Annotated in this window: 19 protein-coding genes; 6 read left to right on the top strand and 13 right to left on the bottom strand. The window is 62.6% G+C overall.

The genetic code is table 11. From position 1 onward, the window contains the following. Positions 1-143: 143 nt before the first annotated feature. The 7 genes from G5V57_RS09240 to rbsK all read right to left on the bottom strand — a co-directional run bounded on the left by G5V57_RS09240 (position 144) and on the right by rbsK (position 7706). A complete protein-coding gene (locus tag G5V57_RS09240) occupies positions 144-2177 on the bottom strand; it encodes an amylo-alpha-1,6-glucosidase (protein WP_165167219.1) in 2034 nt (677 codons plus the stop codon). Continuing rightward, positions 2174-2785, bottom strand: coding sequence for a cysteine hydrolase family protein (locus G5V57_RS09235; RefSeq protein WP_165167218.1), 612 nt, complete (start codon positions 2783-2785; stop codon positions 2174-2176). The genes G5V57_RS09240 and G5V57_RS09235 overlap by 4 nt, the downstream gene beginning before the upstream one ends. Then, positions 2782-3828, bottom strand: a complete 1047-nt coding sequence (locus tag G5V57_RS09230) for an ABC transporter ATP-binding protein (protein WP_165167217.1) — start codon at positions 3826-3828, stop codon at positions 2782-2784. Before G5V57_RS09230 ends, G5V57_RS09235 begins: the two co-directional genes overlap by 4 nt. Beyond that, positions 3828-4598, bottom strand: coding sequence for an ABC transporter permease (locus G5V57_RS09225; RefSeq protein ID WP_165167216.1), 771 nt, complete (start codon positions 4596-4598; stop codon positions 3828-3830). Before G5V57_RS09225 ends, G5V57_RS09230 begins: the two co-directional genes overlap by 1 nt. Continuing rightward, positions 4598-5410, bottom strand: coding sequence for an ABC transporter permease (locus G5V57_RS09220; protein ID WP_165167215.1), 813 nt, complete (start codon positions 5408-5410; stop codon positions 4598-4600). Before G5V57_RS09220 ends, G5V57_RS09225 begins: the two co-directional genes overlap by 1 nt. Positions 5411-5616: 206 nt before the next feature. Further along, the gene (locus tag G5V57_RS09215; RefSeq protein ID WP_165167214.1) at positions 5617-6696 is read right to left on the bottom strand and encodes a PotD/PotF family extracellular solute-binding protein; all 1080 of its coding nucleotides are present in this window, start codon (positions 6694-6696) and stop codon (positions 5617-5619) included. 83 nt (positions 6697-6779) lie between these two features. After that, positions 6780-7706 (bottom strand): ribokinase, encoded by a 927-nt coding sequence (rbsK, locus tag G5V57_RS09210; protein ID WP_165167213.1) that lies wholly within the window; start codon positions 7704-7706, stop codon positions 6780-6782. Positions 7707-8083: 377 nt separating this feature from the next. Between rbsK and G5V57_RS09205 the strand changes: the two genes are divergently transcribed. The 6 genes from G5V57_RS09205 to G5V57_RS09180 all read left to right on the top strand — a co-directional run bounded on the left by G5V57_RS09205 (position 8084) and on the right by G5V57_RS09180 (position 13391). Continuing rightward, positions 8084-8236, top strand: a complete 153-nt coding sequence (locus G5V57_RS09205; RefSeq protein ID WP_165167212.1) for a DUF1127 domain-containing protein — start codon at positions 8084-8086, stop codon at positions 8234-8236. Positions 8237-8510: 274 nt separating this feature from the next. Continuing rightward, entirely contained in the window at positions 8511-9071 is a 561-nt protein-coding gene (locus tag G5V57_RS09200; RefSeq protein ID WP_165167211.1) for a F0F1 ATP synthase subunit delta, read from the top strand. 1 nt (position 9072) lies between these two features. Then, positions 9073-10602: a F0F1 ATP synthase subunit alpha gene (gene atpA, locus G5V57_RS09195; protein WP_165167210.1), complete on the top strand. Its 1530-nt coding sequence runs from the start codon at positions 9073-9075 to the stop codon at positions 10600-10602. Between the two features lie 36 nt (positions 10603-10638). Continuing rightward, positions 10639-11517: a F0F1 ATP synthase subunit gamma gene (locus tag G5V57_RS09190; RefSeq protein ID WP_165167209.1), complete on the top strand. Its 879-nt coding sequence runs from the start codon at positions 10639-10641 to the stop codon at positions 11515-11517. Positions 11518-11547: 30 nt separating this feature from the next. After that, positions 11548-12993 (top strand): F0F1 ATP synthase subunit beta, encoded by a 1446-nt coding sequence (gene atpD, locus G5V57_RS09185; protein WP_165167208.1) that lies wholly within the window; start codon positions 11548-11550, stop codon positions 12991-12993. 5 nt (positions 12994-12998) lie between these two features. After that, positions 12999-13391, top strand: coding sequence for a F0F1 ATP synthase subunit epsilon (locus G5V57_RS09180; RefSeq protein ID WP_165167207.1), 393 nt, complete (start codon positions 12999-13001; stop codon positions 13389-13391). Between the two features lie 64 nt (positions 13392-13455). Here G5V57_RS09180 and G5V57_RS09175 read toward each other — a convergent pair whose 3' ends face one another. The 6 genes from G5V57_RS09175 to G5V57_RS09150 all read right to left on the bottom strand — a co-directional run bounded on the left by G5V57_RS09175 (position 13456) and on the right by G5V57_RS09150 (position 18604). Then, positions 13456-14130, bottom strand: a complete 675-nt coding sequence (locus G5V57_RS09175) for an RES family NAD+ phosphorylase (RefSeq protein WP_165167206.1) — start codon at positions 14128-14130, stop codon at positions 13456-13458. Further along, positions 14127-14660 carry an MbcA/ParS/Xre antitoxin family protein gene (locus G5V57_RS09170; protein ID WP_165167205.1) on the bottom strand — a complete coding sequence of 178 codons (534 nt, stop codon included), beginning with the start codon at positions 14658-14660 and terminating at the stop codon, positions 14127-14129. Before G5V57_RS09170 ends, G5V57_RS09175 begins: the two co-directional genes overlap by 4 nt. Positions 14661-14742: 82 nt before the next feature. Beyond that, on the bottom strand, positions 14743-16044 hold the full coding sequence (locus G5V57_RS09165; RefSeq protein WP_165167204.1) for a DEAD/DEAH box helicase: 1302 nt from the start codon (positions 16042-16044) through the stop codon (positions 14743-14745). Between the two features lie 224 nt (positions 16045-16268). Further along, the gene (locus G5V57_RS09160) at positions 16269-16925 is read right to left on the bottom strand and encodes an HAD family phosphatase (protein WP_165167203.1); all 657 of its coding nucleotides are present in this window, start codon (positions 16923-16925) and stop codon (positions 16269-16271) included. A gap of 12 nt (positions 16926-16937) precedes the next feature. Then, positions 16938-17435, bottom strand: coding sequence for an RNA pyrophosphohydrolase (locus G5V57_RS09155; RefSeq protein ID WP_256378655.1), 498 nt, complete (start codon positions 17433-17435; stop codon positions 16938-16940). Further along, positions 17435-18604, bottom strand: a complete 1170-nt coding sequence (locus G5V57_RS09150) for a divergent polysaccharide deacetylase family protein (RefSeq protein WP_165167201.1) — start codon at positions 18602-18604, stop codon at positions 17435-17437. The genes G5V57_RS09155 and G5V57_RS09150 overlap by 1 nt, the downstream gene beginning before the upstream one ends. Positions 18605-18630 lie beyond the last annotated feature (26 nt).

The raw sequence follows: 18630 nt of genomic DNA, 5'->3' as shown, positions 1-18630 counted from the left end.
TCGCTTTAATGGCGGCCTAATACCATGGCGCGTGATCGGCAAAAGTGGCCACCGGTTTTCCGGCCGATCACGCGCTGAACCAGAGAATTCGATCACGTTTGATCACCTCAGGCCATAAAGGCCTGAAGCGATCGTGATCGATGTCACGGGGTCGTGATCGGTCCGGCAATGCGGCCCTGCTTGTCGCTGGTGAAGATGGCTTCCTCGCCGCGCCTGAGGGTGAGCGTCCTGTCCCTGCGCGTCACCGTCACGCTGCCCAAGGGGCTCATGACCGGGCCGACGCTGAAATCCTCGCCTTCATTGCGCAAGACCCATCCCTGCCAGGGCAGGAAACTCATCACCTTGGCATGCGCTATAAAGGGCAGAAGCGCCGACCAGGAATAGAAGGGGTCGGTATCGGGCTGATCGAGACCTTCGCCGGTCTCGGGATGGTAGTTCTCCGGCGACAGGCGCCTTTCGTCCCAGCTGCGGCCGAAGAGGCGCCAGCTCTTCTCGACCAGCCGATCGGCGGCCCCAAATTCGCCGGCGCGCTCGAGCCCGTTCCATGTCAGCCAGTTGAGGATCGGCCAGATGCGGCCGCGCCAATAGACGTTGTCGTGGACCGCCGGGTCGTCGCGCGACACCGAGGGGAGCCCGAAGTCTCCACCGAACACCTCCGGGTCTTCGAGATGCTTCAGCAGGTGTTTCGTCTGTTCCTTCGAGGCGGCGCCGCACAGCAGGGGATAGAAGCTTGTCGGCGCCACGCTCTTCACGAAAGCGCCCGACCACAGGCGGTTGGCGAAGATCTTGCGATTGTCGTCCCAGAAATGCGTACCGATCTTCTTGCGCATCGTCTCGGCATGAGCGTCATGCCGCTTGGCCTCCGCGCTCAGCCCCAGTGCGCGAGCCATATGCGCCAGCATCTCGCAATCGAGGCAGACGAGGCTGTTGAGCCCGACATCCTCGCTGTCGAGGGTGCGGCTTTCCGCGTTCCAGCGCGCCTCGTCATGAATAGGCGAATTGTCCATGAAGGACTCGTCCTTGGCGGCGAGCTTGGTGCCCTTATAGAGGCCCTGGCCTACATCGGAGGAACCGAATTCGAGCAAACCATTGCCATTGCCGTCGCGCACCGAGCGGATCCATTCATTATTGCGCGCCAAGGTCGCATAGGCCATCTCGATGAAGAGGCGGTTGCCGGTGCGCAGAAAGATCTGCCAGACGATGAAGGAGATGAGCGGCGTCTGGGTGCGGTCGACCCAGGCGTCATTGCCGGTCATGATGCAAGGCAGGTTGCCTTGCGGGGTCGCCGCCGATAGCAGCATGGCCAGATTCTCGCGCGCCTGATCGGCATCGAACTGCGCGACAATGAACGCGTTGATCGCGGTGTCGTTGAGCCAGAAACCGAAGCCGCCGAATTTCTTCAAGTCCCAGTTGCGCGAGCAGGTGATGTAGGGACGATGATTGACGCTGTCCCAGATCGTATTCCATCCCATGATGTCGGCCATCGCATCGAGTGCTGCGCCGCGCGAGGAGGGCGTGGCTTGAGCGGCAGGCTTGGCGACCAGCGCGAAAGCCACTTCCTTGCGGTCGGCGATCGCGATCGTGAAATCATTCTCCGCCGCCTCTTCGAGATTGAAGCGCAAAGCCAGCACCTTGGCAGTCTCACCGCGCGATGCCAGATACCAATAGCCATTGGTCTCATATTCGCCGCGCAGGTCCTCGAGCGTCTCATGCGCCGTCACCAGAAGCGGAGCATGCTTCGCCTTGATCGCCACGCTGCGCGGCCCGATGGTGCAGTAGGCGGTGCGCGTCTGTTCGTCATAATGCCAGAGCGCGCCGTCGGTCTGGCTCAAGGCGAGGACCACCCAGTAGCGCAGGCCCCATTCACCGAATTTCGTCGTCTTCCAGCGTCCGGCGACGGCGAAGGGCGACGGCTTCGTGTAGGTCCAGTCGAGATGCGTGCCGCCATGCGCGAAGGAGGCTTCGATGAGGCGTCCGTCCGGCTCGTGCCGGCCGAGCCTGATGTCGGCGCCAGGGCCCATGAGCGTCGTCTTGCCGATGCTCGCGGCATAAAAGACCGGCGTCACCTTCACGCCGAGCGGCAGATGCGACATTTCGAGATAGCGGTCGGCGGCCCAGCTGTTCCAGGCGCGGTGAGTCGGGATGTTTGGGGTGCGCAGGTAGTTCGGAACCGTCATGGCGACCAGGCCTTCAGCAATGTGTCGGTGTCGATGAGCTCGACCTGCTGGTCGAAGCGCGGATAGATGCCGTCGAACGCGGCCTCGTGGCTCGCTTCATTCGAGCTCGCGATCGCATCGGAAACGAGGATGGTGCGGTAGCCACGATCGATCGCGGTCAAGGCGGTGGCGAGCACACAGACATCCGTCTCGACGCCGGTGAAGATGATCGTGTCGGCATTGAGGTCGTCGAGCGCTTCCTGGAATGCCGGCGCCTCGAAGGCGGAATGCACATATTTGTCGATGACGCGCGCCGGCGGCACAAAACGACGCAGAGCCGGCAGGAGATCGAGCATGTCGGCAGCGATATTGCTGGCCAGCACGCTCTTCCAGTGGCGGTAATAGATCTGCCACTGGCCCTTCGCCTCCTCGACGTGCTCCGGCGTCAGGAAGCGGGTAAAGAGAGTGAGATGCGGGGCATGCGCGCAGATCCGGGCTACCTTGGGCGCGATCGCATGCACGACCGGCGAGGCCCATTCGGTATCCTCGGCGAAAAGCCGCTGCATGTCGATCGAGGCATGGACGGCGTGCTTACCGATGGCGCCGAAGCGAAGTCCGCTGATGGTCATGTATTCACCGGAATGGTCTGTTCCTTGTCCCAGTTCACCGTGACGGAGGCGCCGGTGTCGAGCACCTCGCCCGTCTGGTTCTGGATGAAAGCGAGAAGCGGCGTCTCGCCCAGCACCTTGGTGCGGATGCGATAGGTCACGCTGGCGCCGGAATAGATCGCCTGGATGATCTCGCCCTGAAGGCTGTTGCCGCTGCACTTGGTATGTCCGCTGGTGACGCGCAATTTCTCCGGCCGCACGATGGCCGCACCTGTCGAAGCGGTGAACGTGGCGATGATCGTGCCGTCGGCGAGCCTGAGCCCCTCCGGCACCGGCGTGCCGCGGAACACATTGGCGTCGCCCAGAAAGTTCGCGGCGAAGATATTGGTGGGACGCTCATAGACTGTGTGCGGCGAGTCGACCTGGATCAATCGGCCCTGGTCGATGATGGCGATGCGGTCGGAGAGCGTCAGCGCCTCCTCCTGGTCATGCGTCACGAAAATCGCGGTGATGCCGGTTTCGCGCTGGATGTCCTTGAGCTCCACCTGCATTTCCTGGCGCAGCCTGCGGTCGAGGGCGCCCAAAGGTTCGTCGAGCAGCAGTACTTTGGGCTTGGTGATCAGCGCGCGGGCAAGCGCCACGCGCTGCTGCTGGCCGCCCGACAATTGCCGTGGATAGCGGCCTTCGAGACCGGCGAGGCGGACGAGGGAAAGCATCTCGGCGACGCGCTTCCTGATGTCCTCGCGCGCGATACCCCGCACATCGAGGCCGAAGCCGATATTTTCGCCGATGGTAAGATGCGGGAAAAGCGCATAGGACTGGAACACCATGCCGATGGCGCGCCGATGCACCGGCACGTTCTCGACCTGCTCGCCGTCGAAGGATATCGTGCCCTCGTCCGGCGTGATGAAGCCCGCGATCGAGCGCAGCAAGGTGGTCTTGCCCGAGCCCGAGGGGCCGAGCAGGCCGAAGAACTCGCCGTCATTGAAGGTGATCGAGACATTGTCGAGCGCGGCGAAGGTGCCATAGCGCTTGGTCACATGCTGGATGTCGACGCGGCTCATCAATTGTCTCCGCCGAATTTGTAATTGCGCGCCACGATCAGCATGAGACCCATCGAGAACAGGATGATGATCGACGAAATGGCGTTGATCTCCGGCGTAAAGCCCTTGCGGATCGACGTGTAGATCTCGACCGGCAAGGTCGAAGTGCCGGGCGGCGCCAGAAAATAGGAGATCACGAACTGATCGAAGGACACGGCGAAGGCGAAGAGCGCTGCGGCGGTGATGCCGGGCAGCAGCACCGGAATGGTGACGCGCCAGAAGGTCTGCCAGGGCGCGGCGCCCAGGCTTGCGGCGGCTTCCTCGAGCTCAGGTCCGAAATTAGCGAAGCGGGCACCCACCACCACGATCACATATGGCAAAGAGAGCGCCACATGGCCGAGCAGGATTGCATGCAGGCCGCGGCCGATGCCGGTCCAGAAGAAAAAGATCAGCATCGAGGTGCCGATGATCAGCCACGGGATAGTGATCGGCGGAAAGAGCAGGACCTGCAGCAGGCGCTTGGCGCGGAAGTCGTAGCGCGCGAAGGCATAGGCCGCGAGCGTGCCAAGCGTCGTCGCGATCACCGCATTGACGGTGGCAATCCACACGCTGTTCCAACTCGCCTGCAGCAGCCGTTCGTTCTGCGCGAGCGCCTTGAACCAGACGAGATCGAAGGTGAAGGGCAACTCGTAGAGCGCCGAGCGGTTGAAGGCCATGACGATCATCACCGCGATCGGCAGATAGAGAAAGACGAGGACGAGGCCCAGATAGGTCTTGGCGGCGCGTTCCATCAGCCTTTCTCCAACTGGCGCTTGAGGAAAGGGGCCGCGATCAGCAGGATGAGCAGCACCATGCCGAGCATGGTGAAGGAAAGGGCAGCACCCAAGGGCCAGTTGAAGGCGGTGATGAACTGGCCCTCGATGATCGGCCCCAGCATGATCGCATCCTTGCCGCCCAATATGCGCGGCTCCATGAAGGAGCCGATCACCGGCACGAAGATGAGGAACACCGCCGCCAATATTCCGGGCAGGCTCAAGGGCAAGGTGATGCGGCGGAAGGCCTGGGCGGGTGTCGCGCCGAGGCTGCGGCCCGCCTCGATGAGCGAGTCGTCGATCGCCTGCAGCGAGATGTAACAGGTGAGGATCGCATAGGGTAGATAAGCATGGACGAGGCCGACGACGATCGCCGGATAGGAGAAGAGGATGTTGAAGGGCTCGCGCAGCACCATGGTCCAGGAGAAGGTGCGCACCAGCGCGTTGGACCAGAAGGGCAGGATGATGAGCAGGAAGATGGCCTCGCGCCAGCGGCCCTTCACATATTTGGCGAGCCCTAGGGCGGCGGGATAACCGATGATGAGGCAGAGCGTGGTCACATATAGGCCGAGCTCGATCGAGCGCCAAGCATTGTACCAGTAGATCTGCTTGGTGAAGAAGGCCGTGTAGTGCTTCAGCGTGAACTGCACTTCCTTGCCGCCGAGCGGCGAGGCGGTGAGGAAGCTGAAGTAGAACATCGCCGCGAGCGGCAGCAGCACCGTCACGGCGAGCCACAGATAGGCCGGCGCCGTCAGTGCGAATACTGTGCGGGTCTGGCGAGAGAGAGCCATCAGCCGTCACTCCCGCAGGATGTGGACCTTTTACCCTCGCCCCCTACGGGGGAGAGGGAGGGACCCAATGCGAAGCATTGGGAGGGTGAGGGGGAACTGGCAAGGATTTTTCCTCGGATCTCGCGGAAGTTTTTGCGCCCGTTCCCCCTCACCCTAACCCTCTCCCCCGCGGGGGAGAGGGGATTTCGTGCCGGCGCGACGGAATATCAAAGGGCAAAGCTCGTCTTGACCTCGTCCCAGAGTTCCTGGTTCTTCTGCTTCTGCTCGTCGGTGATCGGCGCCATCCACTGGACGCGCTTGACCACTTCGGGATCGCCGAGCACGACGCGGTTGAGCGCATCCTCGGGCAGCTGGGCGTTGGCCTTGGCGTTGGCGGAAGCAGGTGCTCCGATATCATTGTCCCATTTTACGTAGAATTCGGGATCGACCATGAAATTGATGAAGGCGGCCGCTCCTTCCGGATTGGGCGCATTGGCGGCGATGGTGAGGCCGTCGAACCAGCCGATGGCGCCTTCCTTCGGCACCACAAATTCGACCGGCAGCTTCATCGCCTTCTTGGAGCGCGCCGCCGAGCCCGACCAGTAGACGGCGATATCGTAATCGCCGGCCGCCATATATTTGTTCCACTCGTCCTCCGACGACCAGAAGGTCTTGATCTGCGTCTTGAGGCCTTTCAGCTTTTCCTTGATCTTCTCGATATCGGCGGGCGCGTTCATATCCTGGCCGGTGGCAAGCGCAGCGATCTGGATCGATTCGAGCGCGTCGTCGCGCCAGCCGACCTTGCCGGCATGGGCCGGATCCCACAGCGCGTTCATGCTGTCGGGCCTGGTGGCGATCTTCTGGGTGTTGTAGGCGAAGGAGGTGAGGCCCCAGACCCAGGCGATGGCGAAGTGCTTATCGCCCATCACGAAACGATCGCTGTCGCGCAGCGCCGGAGTGAGATCGTTGAAGTTGGAGAATTTCGCGGTATCGAGCGCCTGGACGAGGCCCTCATGGGCGGCTTCCATGACATAGATGTTGTTCATCAGCACCACGTCGTAGACGCCGGGGCTGGTACGCAACTTGGTCAGCATCTCCTGCTCGGAGTTGAAATAGTCATGGACGACCTTGATGCCGGTCTTCTTCTCGAACATCTCGAGCGCCCATTTCTCGTCCGTGCCATAGCCCTGCCAGTTGAGAACCTTGATCTCGCCAGCAGCAAAAGCGCGGCGGCTGGTGGCCCCAAAAGCGACCGCGCCGCCCATCAGGGCCAAGGCGGATCGGCGGGACAGTGCAAAGCGTGACATCGTAGTCTCCCTCGGTCTTGTTCTCTCTTGGCGGCGGACTTTAACGGAAGGGCATCAGCCCCGCAATGCGCCGGCGCGCCGCGTTACCCTGAGTGAGACGCGAGAAAAGCATCGATCTCGGCACGCGTTGGCGCGGCGGTGGAAGCGCCTTTTTTGGTCGTCGACAGAGCGCCTGCGGCGGCGGCGAAACGCACCGCGTCGGCGAGCGGTCTGCCTTCATCGAGAGCAACGGCGAGGCCGCCATTGAAACTGTCGCCGGCCGCCACCGTGTCTATGGCCGTGACCTTGAAGGGCGGCACGAAGCCTTCCGATTCGGGACCTGAGAAGGCGACGCCCTTGGCGCCGAGCTTGACCAGCGCGGTGCGGAAGCCTTTGCTCCTGAGCTCGCGCGCCGCGCGCACGGCGTCATCGGCCGTCGCCGGCTGCCAGCCGAGCAGGCCCGCCGTCTCGCTTTCATTGGGGGTTACGATGTCGACCGCCGCGATGACCTCGGCGGGAAATGGTTCCCTTGGCGCCGGCGCCGGATCGAGAATCACCGTGCCGCCCTTGGCGCGCACGGTCCGGGCGGCGGCGAGGGCCCCTGTGAGCGGCACTTCGAGCTGCAGCAGGAGCACGCGTGCGCCCTCGAGATCGGCTTTCGCGGCCGCGGCGTCGCTTGCATCGACCGCGCCATTGGCGCCGGCGATCACGCTGATCATGTTCTGCCCGCCTTCGCCGACCTTGATGATGGCGATGCCTGTCGCCGAGTCTTCGTCGCGGCGGATATGGGCGAGGTCGACATTATAAGAGGTGAGTTCGGCGCGCGCCGCATCGCCGAAAGAATCAGCGCCGGTGCGGCCGATGAAACACACATCGGCGCCGAGCTTGCGCGCCGCCACCGCCTGGTTGGCGCCCTTGCCGCCGAGTCCCATCTTGTAGCCCGCGCCATGCAGGGTTTCGCCGGGCCTCGGCAGACGATCGAGATAGGCGATCACATCCATATTGATGGAGCCGAAAATGGCGACGGTCATTCATTCCTCCCCACAAAGACGGCCGAGCATATGCCGGAAGACATCGGCGCCGACAACAGCGCTCAGGGTGGGTGGGGGACGCTGCTCGAAAGCAGGGAATCAGGGTGCGACATTCTATGCTGCGGTGCATGAATTTTGGACAATTCGGGGCGGGAAAAGGCTCTGAGAAAGCCTAAGTCTATGAATTCGATCGTGTTTATCGCGTCACGAAAGAGACACAGTAATTTCAGATAGTTAAGGGAGACGAATGTTAAGGTTGTGTGAAGCCGAGGGTAAAGTCAGCCATGTAAATTTTGCATTGCACAAAATGGTGCGACGCACCATATTAGACCCGTCCAAAGCAACCAACCAACCCGTCAATCCATAGGGGAAAGACCATGTTCAACTTCTTCACTGATGGCCTCAAGCGCTGGAACCGTTACAACACCACCAAGCGTGAGCTCGACCTGCTCACCGACCGTGAGCTTGCCGATCTCGGCATCATGCGCTCCGACATTCCGCGCATCGCGCGGGATAGCGTGAGCCGCTAAACGTCTCACCGAGAGAGATTTGTAGGAGCCCGCCGGCCTTCCGGCGGGCTCTTCGCATTTTACGTGCCGAGTGCTCCGCCACAATCCTGTCCCATTGCGGCAATCCGCCGTGCCTTCCTTGTTGCGAGTCCATTTCCCATGTGATAACCCACGCCCGCGGCTTCAGGCGGAACCCTTGCCGCGCGTACTTTCTTAAGTGCGATTATCCAATAAATTCAAGCTTTCCGGACCGCTGCCAAGGGTCCGGAGAACGCGGGTTCGGCGGGGAGTTGTCGTGGCTCAAAGTGATCAAACGGTATCAGGCGTCCCGGGACGTTATGCGACCGCCCTTTTTGAACTGGCGCAGGAAGACCAATCGGTCGACCAGGTCGGCGCCGACCTGGCGAATTTTCAGGCGCTGCTGGACGAATCCGACGATCTGAGCCGGCTCGTCCGCTCTCCAGTCTTTTCCGCCGAGGACCAGATTTCCGCCCTCGAGGCGATCTGCGACCAGGCCGGCATCAAGAGCCTCGCGCTCAATTTCATCAAGCTGGCCGCGCAAAACCGCCGACTCTTCGTGATCTCCGACATGATCAAGGCCTACCGCACGCTGGTGGCCCAGTCGAAGGGCGAGATCAGCGCCGAAGTCACTTCGGCCGACACTCTCACACCGAAACATCTCGACGACCTCAAGGCCGCCATCAAGGCGAGCGTGGGGCGCGACGTGCAACTCTCCACCCGGGTTGACCCCTCCATTCTCGGCGGCCTTATCGTCAAGGTCGGTTCGCGCATGGTGGACAATTCGCTCAAGACCAAACTTCAAAACCTCAAGATCGCGATGAAGGGGACCGGCTGATATGGATATCCGCGCCGCCGAAATTTCCGCAATTCTCAAGAAGCAGATCAAGGACTTCGGCAAGGAAGCCGAAGTGTCCGAGATCGGCCAGGTGCTCTCCGTCGGTGACGGCATTGCCCGCGTCTACGGCCTCGACAATGTCCAGGCCGGCGAAATGGTCGAGTTCCCGAACGGGATCCGCGGCATGGCCCTCAACCTCGAAGTCGACAATGTCGGTATCGTGATCTTCGGTTCCGACCGCGACATCAAGGAAGGCGATACCGTCAAGCGTACCGGCGCCATCGTGGAAGTCCCTGTCGGCCGTGAACTGCTCGGCCGCGTGGTAGATGCGCTCGGTAATCCGATCGACGGCAAGGGGCCGATCAAATCGACGGAACGCCGCCGCGTCGACGTCAAGGCGCCCGGCATCATTCCGCGCAAATCGGTGCATGAACCGATGTCGACCGGCCTCAAGGCCGTCGACGCGCTGATCCCGATCGGCCGCGGCCAGCGCGAGCTGATCATCGGCGACCGCCAGACCGGCAAGACCGCCATCGTTCTCGACACGATCCTCAACCAGAAGCCGATCCATATCGCCGGACCCGACAAGGAAAAGCTGTACTGCGTCTATGTGGCCTGCGGCCAGAAGCGCTCGACCGTCGCCCAGTTCGTGAAGATCCTCGAAGACAATGGCGCGCTCGAATATTCGATCATCATCGCCGCCACCGCGTCCGATCCGGCGCCGCTGCAGTACCTTGCCCCGTTTACGGGCTGCACCATGGGTGAGTATTTCCGCGACAACGGCATGCATGCCGTGATCGCCTATGACGATCTCTCCAAGCAGGCGGTTGCCTATCGCCAGATGTCGCTGTTGCTGCGCCGCCCACCCGGCCGCGAAGCCTATCCGGGCGACGTCTTCTATCTCCATTCGCGCCTGCTCGAGCGCGCCGCCAAGCTCAATGATAGCCAGGGTGCGGGTTCGCTCACCGCCCTTCCCATCATCGAGACGCAGGCCAACGACGTGTCGGCCTATATCCCGACCAATGTGATTTCGATCACCGACGGTCAGATCTTCCTCGAAACCGATCTCTTCTATCAGGGCATCCGCCCGGCGGTGAACGTCGGTCTGTCGGTGTCGCGCGTCGGTTCCTCGGCGCAGATCAAGGCGATGAAGCAGGTCGCCGGCAAGATCAAGGGCGAGCTCGCGCAGTACCGCGAAATGGCGGCCTTCGCGCAGTTCGGCTCCGATCTCGACGCCGCCACGCAGCGTCTGCTCAACCGCGGCGCCCGCCTCACTGAACTCCTGAAGCAGCCGCAATTCTCGCCGCTGAAGACGGAAGAGCAGGTCGTGGTGATCTATGCCGGCGTGAACGGCTATCTCGACGCGCTGCCGGTCAACAAGGTGCGCGATTTCGAGGACGGGCTTCTGCGCCTCATCCGCGAGAACCATGCCGATATCCTCGATGCGATCCGCACCGAGAAGGAAATTTCCAACGATGTCGGCAACAAGCTCAAGAACGTCGTGGCGGACTTCGCCAAGGCGTTCGCTTGATCATCCTGAACGAGGCAACAAGCTGAAGGCAGGACGATGCCAAGTCTAAAAGACCTTAGAAATCGCATCACGTCGGTGAAGTCGACGCGCAAGATCACCAAGGCGATGCAGATGGTGGCGGCGGCGAAATTGCGCCGCGCCCAGGAAGCGGCCGTCGCGGCGCGCCCCTATTCGGAGCGCATGGCGACGGTATTGGCCAATCTCTCGTCTTCGATGGAAGGCCGCGATGACGCGCCGCAGCTCCTTGCCGGCAACGGCAAGGACCAGGTGCACCTGCTCGTCGTGTGCACCGCCGAGCGCGGCCTGTGCGGCGGCTTCAACTCATCGATCGCCAGGCTGGCGCGCGATCATGCCGACCGGCTGATGGCGCAAGGCAAGACGGTGAAGATCATCACCGTCGGCAAGAAGGGCAACGACATCCTGAAGCGGCTCTATGGCCGCTTCATCATCGATACGGTGGACCTGCGCGCGGCGCGCACGCTGGCCTTCGGCCATGCCCAGGCCATCGCCCAGAAGGTGCTCAAGCTCTTCGAAGAGGGGCAGTTCGACGTCTGCACCCTGTTCTTCGCCGAATTCAAGTCGGTGATCTCGCAGAAGCCGACGGCGCTGCAGCTTATTCCGGCCAGCGTCAAAGGCGGCAATGCTCCCGATCTCGGCGGCGCCATCTACGACACCGAGCCGGATGAAGGCGAAATCCTTGCCGATCTCCTGCCGCGCAATATCGCGGTGCAGATCTTCCGGGCGCTGCTCGAAAACGCGGCATCCGAACAGGGTGCGCGGATGAGCGCCATGGACAGTGCGACGCGCAATGCCGGCGACATGATCAACAAGCTGTCGATCCGTTACAATCGCCAGCGCCAGGCGCAGATCACCAAGGAACTCATCGAAATCATTTCGGGCGCGGAAGCGCTCTAGACCGGAACTGACGACAGAAGGAACATCGAGATGGCAAAGAAACCCGCAAGTGCCAAGGCCGGCAAGTCGGTCGGCCGCATCCGTCAGGTGACGGGCGCTGTCGTCGACGTGCAGTTCGACGGCGAGCTGCCGCAAATCCTCAACGCGCTCGAGACGATGAACGGCGATGTCCGACTGGTGCTCGAAGTCGCTCAGCATCTCGGCGAAAACATGGTCCGCACCATCGCCATGGACTCGACCGAAGGCCTGGTGCGCGGCCAGGAAGTGTCCGACAACGGTGCTCCGATCACCATTCCGGTCGGCGATGAGACGCTCGGCCGCATCATGAACGTCGTCGGTGAGCCGGTCGACGAGGAAGGCCCGATCAAGACCGCCTCGTCGCGCGCCATTCACCAGCCGGCGCCTGAGTTCGTCGAGCAGTCGACGGAAGCGCAGATCCTCGCCACCGGCATCAAGGTCGTCGATCTGTTGGCTCCCTACGCCAAGGGCGGCAAGATCGGCCTGTTTGGCGGCGCCGGCGTGGGTAAGACCGTGCTCATTCAGGAGCTCATCAACAACATCGCCAAGACCCATGGCGGCTATTCGGTGTTCGCCGGCGTCGGCGAGCGCACCCGCGAGGGCAACGACCTCTATCACGAATTCATCGAATCGGGCGTGAACCAGAAGGGCGGCGGCAAAGGCTCGAAATGCGCCCTGGTTTACGGCCAGATGAACGAGCCGCCGGGCGCGCGCGCCCGCGTCGGCCTGACCGGCCTCACCGTCGCCGAGCACTTCCGCGACCAGGGCCAGGACGTGCTGTTCTTCGTCGACAACATCTTCCGCTTCACGCAAGCCGGCTCGGAAGTGTCGGCTCTCCTCGGCCGCATCCCCTCGGCGGTGGGCTATCAGCCGACGCTGGCCACCGACATGGGTGCTCTGCAGGAGCGTATCACCACCACGACCAAGGGCTCGATCACCTCGGTGCAGGCCATCTACGTGCCGGCCGACGACTTGACCGACCCGGCGCCGGCGACATCGTTCGCTCACTTGGATGCGACCACCGTGTTGTCCCGCGCCATCGCCGAGAAGGGCATCTATCCGGCGGTCGATCCGCTCGACTCGACGTCGCGCATGCTCGACCCGCGCGTCATCGGTGACGAGCACTACCAGACGGCGCGCCGCGTGCAGGTCATCCTGCAGCGCTACAAGGCTCTGCAGGACATTATCGCCATTCTCGGCATGGACGAGCTCTCGGAAGAGGACAAGCTCACCGTCGCCCGCGCCCGCAAGATCGAACGCTTCCTGTCGCAGCCCTTCGACGTGGCTGCCGTGTTCACCGGCTCGCCGGGTGTCCAGGTCAAGCTCGAAGACACGATCAAGGGCTTCAAGGGTCTGTGCGAAGGCCAGTATGACTATCTGCCTGAGCCGGCCTTCTACATGGTCGGCACGATCGAAGAAGCGGTCGAAAAGGGCAAGCGCCTGGCTGAGGCGGCCTGATCACCATGGCCCTTCACTTCGAACTCGTCTCTCCGGAACGCTTGTTGTTCTCGGGCGATGTCGCGGAAGTCGATATTCCCGGCACCGAGGGCGATATGGGCATCCTCCCTGGCCACGCGCCGGTGCTTTCCACGCTGCGTCCGGGTGTCGTCACCGTCACCATGGAAGGTGGCGGGAAGGAGCGCATCTTCGTACGCGGCGGCTTCGCCGAAGTGAATCCGCAAGGGCTCACTGTCCTGGCAGAAGTCGCGGTGCCGGTCGCCGAGCTCGATGCCGAGCGCCTGGCGCAGGAGATCAGGGACGCGCAGGAAGACGTATCGGACGCGCAGGACGATGAAACGCGCCGTCGCGCCCAGGAGAATGTCGATCACCTCCAGGCCCTGCAAAGCGCACTGTGATGACCACCACAAGATGAAATGACAGGCCCGCCTCGCGCGGGCCTTTCCTTTGGGGGCGGCGGCTTCATGATGCGCCGAGCTTCTTGACCTCTATGCGCTTTGCTTCGGCGGCGACCGAAATCTCGAAATGATCGGCCTGGACCACGTCCAGGATAGAAGTCGGGCGGAAGACAGCGGCATTGTGGCCGCCGGCAAATCTGACACTGTGATAGAGCAGGCCAGTTTCGCCCTTCTTGCGCAGATCCTCGCCGAAAGCTTGCGAGGCCGTATAGTCATCCGGCGCATAGAGGTCCGGGAGAGCCGATTGCCGGCCTCTGATATCGACATATTTCCCGTCGAGCCGCGCTGAATAAGCGCGATAGGTTCGTGAAAGGTTAGGAATGCGGCGCGCAACGGCTTCGCGGCGCAAATGATGGCCGACTTCGGCTGCCGCCGTCCGGATATCGGCGCACGCATACCAGACGCCGAGATCGCGGCTGTTGAAACGCGCGCCGGTCAAAGGGGCGTGCAGGAACGCCGCCATGATCACACTGGAATTGGCACGGCCGAAGACCCATTCGGTGTGCGGCAGGCGCGCCAGCCGCTCGGCGACGAGGCGGTCATTGGTCCAACCGGCAAGCTCCATCACCGCGCCGAGATCGGCGGCGGCGACCACCGTGTCGAAAAGCCCGATCGGTGGAAAGCGAGACGGGATCAGCCGATAGGATGGATGAAAGGCCGGAGAGAGGACATAACTCACGCCAGAACGATGTCCGCTTCCGAATAAGGCGTGAAGCCGGCATCGATGCGGTTTGGTTCCATATATTGGCCGCCGCGCGCGGCATCCAGGAAACGTCGCACCAATAAAATTCCGTCCTGCGATCCGCTGGTGATCAGAGCGAGCGGCGGCTTGCCGCCGAAGACGATGCCGTCATGCGGGCCGCGCAGCCAGGCGACCGCGTCATGCTCGTCGGCGTGGAGAACGCCCAGAGCCTGGTGAATGCCAAAGACGGCAGAGAGGCGCATGAGCACATCGACATCGAGGGTGATGTCGCGGTGCTCGCGCGCGAGCTTGGCCCAATGATGATAGGTGGAGCGTGACGGGTAGCCGAGGACGAGCCGGCGCTCCTCCTCGCTCAGGCCCCAGAGATCGGCAATGGCGAGGAAGCTGCGCAAAGCCGGCGCGCTGAGGCGCCGGCGGTTGGCCGGTGCGAAACGGTCGAGATCAGAGCCCAGATGAGGCTGCGGTGCTTCCTCGAAACCTTGCCGGCGATGGCGCTGGCGTGCCATGATGCCCTCCGTTGTCCGAATTTGGATATAGTCCAAATTCGGACACTTTACAAGGGGCGCGGAATCCGGACTTCAGGAAGGCTTAGCGATGTTGCCCGCCGCCACCACCTTGGCGCTGCTGCTGCTTCGGACGCCATTTGCCGCCGCCGTTTTGCTGCTTGTGGCCGGGCTTCTTACGCCAGGAAGGCTGGTTCTGCTGCGGACGATGATGACCCTGTGGACCGCCCGAGCGCTCATTGCCCTCAGGTGCCGCGATGCTCAGCGCATGCTGAGCGACCGGGATCTTCTGGCGGATGGTGCGCTCGATGTCGCGCAGCAGCGGACGCTCTTCCGGATCGCAGAAAGCCACTGCCTCTCCGGAAGCGCCGGCGCGCGCCGTGCGGCCGATACGGTGCACATAGGAGTCCGGCACGAAGGGCAGATCGTAGTTCACCACATGCGAGACGCCGTCAACATCGATGCCGCGCGCGGCGATGTCGGTCGCCACCAGCACGCGCAACTTGCTGCTCTTGAAGCCGGCGAGCGCAAGCTCGCGCTGGCTCTGCGACTTGTTGCCGTGGATCGCGGCCGCCTCGATGCGTTTCTGGATTAGGCCCTTCACCACCTTATCGGCGCCGTGCTTGGTGCGCGTGAAGACCAGTGTGCGCGGCATGGCGCCGTTTTCGAGCAGATCGAGCAGCAGGCCGAGCTTGTTGCGGGTCTCGACATGGATGATGCTCTGGTTGACGCGCTCGGCGGTCGTGGCCACAGGCGTGATCTCGACGCGCACCGGATCCCTGAGGAGGGCGGCGGCGAGGCCGGCGATCTCTTTCGGCATGGTCGCCGAAAAGAACAGGTTCTGGCGCTTGGCCGGAAGCAGGCCGGTGATCTTGCGGATCGCATGGATAAAGCCCAGATCCAGCATCTGATCGACTTCATCGAGAACAAACACCTCGATCTTGCCGAGGCTCAGTACGCGGCGATCGATGAGGTCGACGAGCCGGCCAGGCGTGGCGATCAGGATGTCGACGCCGTTACCGACAGTACGGATCTGGTTGTTGATCGAAACACCGCCGAAGACGACCGCCTGTGTCAGGCGCAGGAATTTGCCGTAGGTGCGGAAGCTCTCGCCGATCTGCGCAGCGAGTTCACGCGTCGGCGACAGAATGAGAGCCCGGCACGTACCGCGGTCAGGGCGCCCCTTCAGCTTCGACAGACGATCGAGGATCGGCAGCGCGAAGGCGGCGGTCTTGCCGGTGCCGGTCTGGGCGATACCGAGCAGATCGGTGCCCTTCAGAAGTTCGGGAATGGACGCCGCCTGGATCGGCGTGGGGGTCTGATAGCCTTGCTGGTCCAGTGCTTTGAGGAGCGCAGCGTCGAGGCCAAGGTCTTTGAAATGAGTCAAAATACTGCTTTCAATTCGGAACGGATGAGCAGCACCGTCCTGTCCGAAACGGGCATACGCGATGAGGCGCAGACCCTGGGCGCGGCGCTGAAACCTTCCGCGTGACAGGAATGTTTGGAAATGCTCGCGTGAGCCGGACGGGGCGCACAGGCGCCACTTCACGCATCCGTAATTATGCAGCGAGCAAGCGGTATATGGGCTGGTCCGCCCCGAATGTCAAAGGCTTAAACGGCAGCAAATGCCGCAGGCAAATCGGCATGGCGGGCGATGACTTTCCGGGCGCCGAGACGCAGGAGGGCCTGTTCCAAGGCATCGCCGTCATGGGCCAGGCCGGTGAACCCGATGACGGGACAGCCGGCCGCCACCGCCGAGGCAACGCCCGCCCTGCTATCCTCGATGGCGAGACAGGCCGCAGGTGCGAGGCCAGCGCGCCGCGCCGCCTCGACATAGACGTCGGGCGCCGGCTTGCCTTGCGCCACATCCTCGAAAGTGGTGATGCGGCTCCCGAAGAACGGCGTGAGGCCGGCGATGCGGAAGGCCGCCTCGACGCGGTGGCGCGGGCTGTTGGAAGCGACGCTGGTCGGCGTCGCCATCCGCGCCAGTATGTCGTGGATGCCGGGCGCGGGCTTGAGCTTGCGTTCATAGAGGTCGAGCAGGCGGCGGTTCTTGTCCTCCGTCACATCGGCCGGCAGCTTGATGCGGTAGTCGGTTTCAATCTTCCTGATGAAGTCCTCGAAGGTGAGGCCGATGAACTGGGCGCCGACCTCCTCCACCGTCATGGCGATGCCGTTCTCGGCAAGTATGTCGCGATCGACCTCCATCGAAAGCGGCTCGCTGTCGACCAATACGCCGTCACAATCGAAGATGATGTGCTTGAACATGGGGCAGTCAGCTCACGCGCCGAGATGGCGGAAAGCGGCGATCACCTTGGCATAGACCTCACGCTTGAAGGGCACGATCTGGTCCTGGATCTCATCCATGCCGGCCCAGCGCCATTCGTCGAATTCCTGCTTGTGACCGGGCGACTTCAGATTGACCTCGCTGTCGGTGCCCGTGAAGCGCAGAGCAAACCACTTCTGCGTCTGGCCGCGATATCTGCCATTCCACGATTTGCCGATCAGATGCTCGGGCAGATCGTACTTGTACCATTCGGGCGATTCGGTGATGACCTCCGCCGAGGTGACGGAAGTCTCCTCCTGCAATTCGCGCAAAGCGGCCACTTGCGGGTCCTCGCCTTTGTCTATGCCGCCTTGCGGCATCTGCCACCATTGGCCCGAGCCTTCGTCATTAGGCTTGTCGGCGCGCCGGCCAATCCACACGAGACCCAGGCGATTGATCAGCATGACGCCCACGCAAGGGCGGTAAGGCAGGTCGGATAGCTTCTTGCTCACTAGCTCGCTCGTCCACGATAGGCGGCACTGACGGGGACCAATAATATGCCCTTTTCGGAGAGCGAACGCGACCATTGATCGAGCGTATCGATGGTGACGTCGAGACCGGTTCCGGTGCCAATCGCCACGCCTTTGTCGCGGGCCTCGGTTTCCAGCTCTTCAAGGGCCTTCTCAATGCCTTCTTCCGTCGCGTCCAAGTCGATCACCTTAACCCCGTTACGCACCGGTAGGCCGACAACCTGCCCGACCTGTGCGGCCATGCTGCGGGCTGCCTGGCCATCATCCAGGAAGACGACTCCGCGCTTCTTCATTTCGGCAAGCACCGGGCGCAAGGCCTGGGCATCAGTCAGGAACCGTGCTCCCATATAGTTGGTGATGCCGGTATAGCCGGCAAAGCGCCCCATATGCCAGGCGAGCGCATCGAGATTGGCGCCGGCGTCTGCGTGCGCCATCAATGTCTTGGGGCCGGGATTGGCGGCGGGAAAGCCAAAGGGCTCGAGCGGCAGCTGCAGCATGACTTCGTGGCCATCGGCGCGCGCCTTGTTTACTTGCACCTGCAGATTCTCGCCATAGGGGGCGAAGGCGAAGGTCACCTCGCCGGGCAGCGACTTGATGGCCTTCTGCGTCAGTTCGGTGTTGAGTCCCATGCCACCCAGCGCGATGGCCACTTTCGGCATGTTGGAATACAGGATGCTGGCAGAAACGGGCCGTGCGTAGATGTTATGCGGCTTCTTGTTGCCGGCGCCGATGCGCGGCAGGGCACCATAAGGTCCCGTCTCGCTCACTTCGGCGAAGGGGGCGGGTTTCAGGCTGCGGCGCGGCGAGATGATGATCGCAGCTTCCGTCTCCACGGTCTCCTGGGGGGGAGCCTCCAGGATCTCGACCTTCCTGCTGTCTTCGTCTTCGGATGGCGTTTCGGGGGCTTCCGCTTCGGGTCTCGGCGCGGGGTCGGTTGATGCGGTGTTCAGTTCCGCAACGGGGGGGATCTTGACCACTATCACTGGCTCACCGGCATAGGGATAGGGGACGCGGGAGAGCCAGACGGTGCCGGCGGTCAGCAGCACGATGGCCGAAACCGATGCCACCCACAAGGAAGACGGGCGCTTGGCCCAGAGCTTTTCCCATGCCCCGCGCCGACGCAGAGGCTGCCGAAATTCGTTTCGCCGCATAACCGAATCGTCTCCCTCGGCCGATG

It is taken from the genome of Nordella sp. HKS 07 (genome assembly GCF_011046735.1).
In the GTDB taxonomy this organism is placed as follows: Bacteria; Pseudomonadota; Alphaproteobacteria; order Rhizobiales; family Aestuariivirgaceae; genus Taklimakanibacter.
The sequence above is the reverse complement of the archived record's forward strand: the minus strand, read 5'-3'. Positions and strand labels throughout refer to the sequence as shown.

What these genes read in the sequence shown, in the direction of transcription:
- atpA (WP_165167210.1), top strand. Translation starts at nt 9,073, where the DNA reads ATGGATATCCGCGCCGCCGAAATTTCCGCAATTCTCAAGAAGCAGATC.
- G5V57_RS09205 (WP_165167212.1), top strand. Translation starts at nt 8,084, where the DNA reads ATGTTCAACTTCTTCACTGATGGCCTCAAGCGCTGGAACCGTTACAAC.
- G5V57_RS09240 (WP_165167219.1), bottom strand. Translation starts at nt 2,177, where the DNA reads ATGACGGTTCCGAACTACCTGCGCACCCCAAACATCCCGACTCACCGC.
- G5V57_RS09230 (WP_165167217.1), bottom strand. Translation starts at nt 3,828, where the DNA reads ATGAGCCGCGTCGACATCCAGCATGTGACCAAGCGCTATGGCACCTTC.
- G5V57_RS09180 (WP_165167207.1), top strand. Translation starts at nt 12,999, where the DNA reads ATGGCCCTTCACTTCGAACTCGTCTCTCCGGAACGCTTGTTGTTCTCG.
- G5V57_RS09235 (WP_165167218.1), bottom strand. Translation starts at nt 2,785, where the DNA reads ATGACCATCAGCGGACTTCGCTTCGGCGCCATCGGTAAGCACGCCGTC.
- rbsK (WP_165167213.1), bottom strand. Translation starts at nt 7,706, where the DNA reads ATGACCGTCGCCATTTTCGGCTCCATCAATATGGATGTGATCGCCTAT.
- G5V57_RS09190 (WP_165167209.1), top strand. Translation starts at nt 10,639, where the DNA reads ATGCCAAGTCTAAAAGACCTTAGAAATCGCATCACGTCGGTGAAGTCG.
- G5V57_RS09215 (WP_165167214.1), bottom strand. Translation starts at nt 6,696, where the DNA reads ATGTCACGCTTTGCACTGTCCCGCCGATCCGCCTTGGCCCTGATGGGC.
- G5V57_RS09170 (WP_165167205.1), bottom strand. Translation starts at nt 14,660, where the DNA reads ATGGCACGCCAGCGCCATCGCCGGCAAGGTTTCGAGGAAGCACCGCAG.
- G5V57_RS09160 (WP_165167203.1), bottom strand. Translation starts at nt 16,925, where the DNA reads ATGTTCAAGCACATCATCTTCGATTGTGACGGCGTATTGGTCGACAGC.
- G5V57_RS09220 (WP_165167215.1), bottom strand. Translation starts at nt 5,410, where the DNA reads ATGGCTCTCTCTCGCCAGACCCGCACAGTATTCGCACTGACGGCGCCG.
- G5V57_RS09225 (WP_165167216.1), bottom strand. Translation starts at nt 4,598, where the DNA reads ATGGAACGCGCCGCCAAGACCTATCTGGGCCTCGTCCTCGTCTTTCTC.
- atpD (WP_165167208.1), top strand. Translation starts at nt 11,548, where the DNA reads ATGGCAAAGAAACCCGCAAGTGCCAAGGCCGGCAAGTCGGTCGGCCGC.
- G5V57_RS09150 (WP_165167201.1), bottom strand. Translation starts at nt 18,604, where the DNA reads ATGCGGCGAAACGAATTTCGGCAGCCTCTGCGTCGGCGCGGGGCATGG.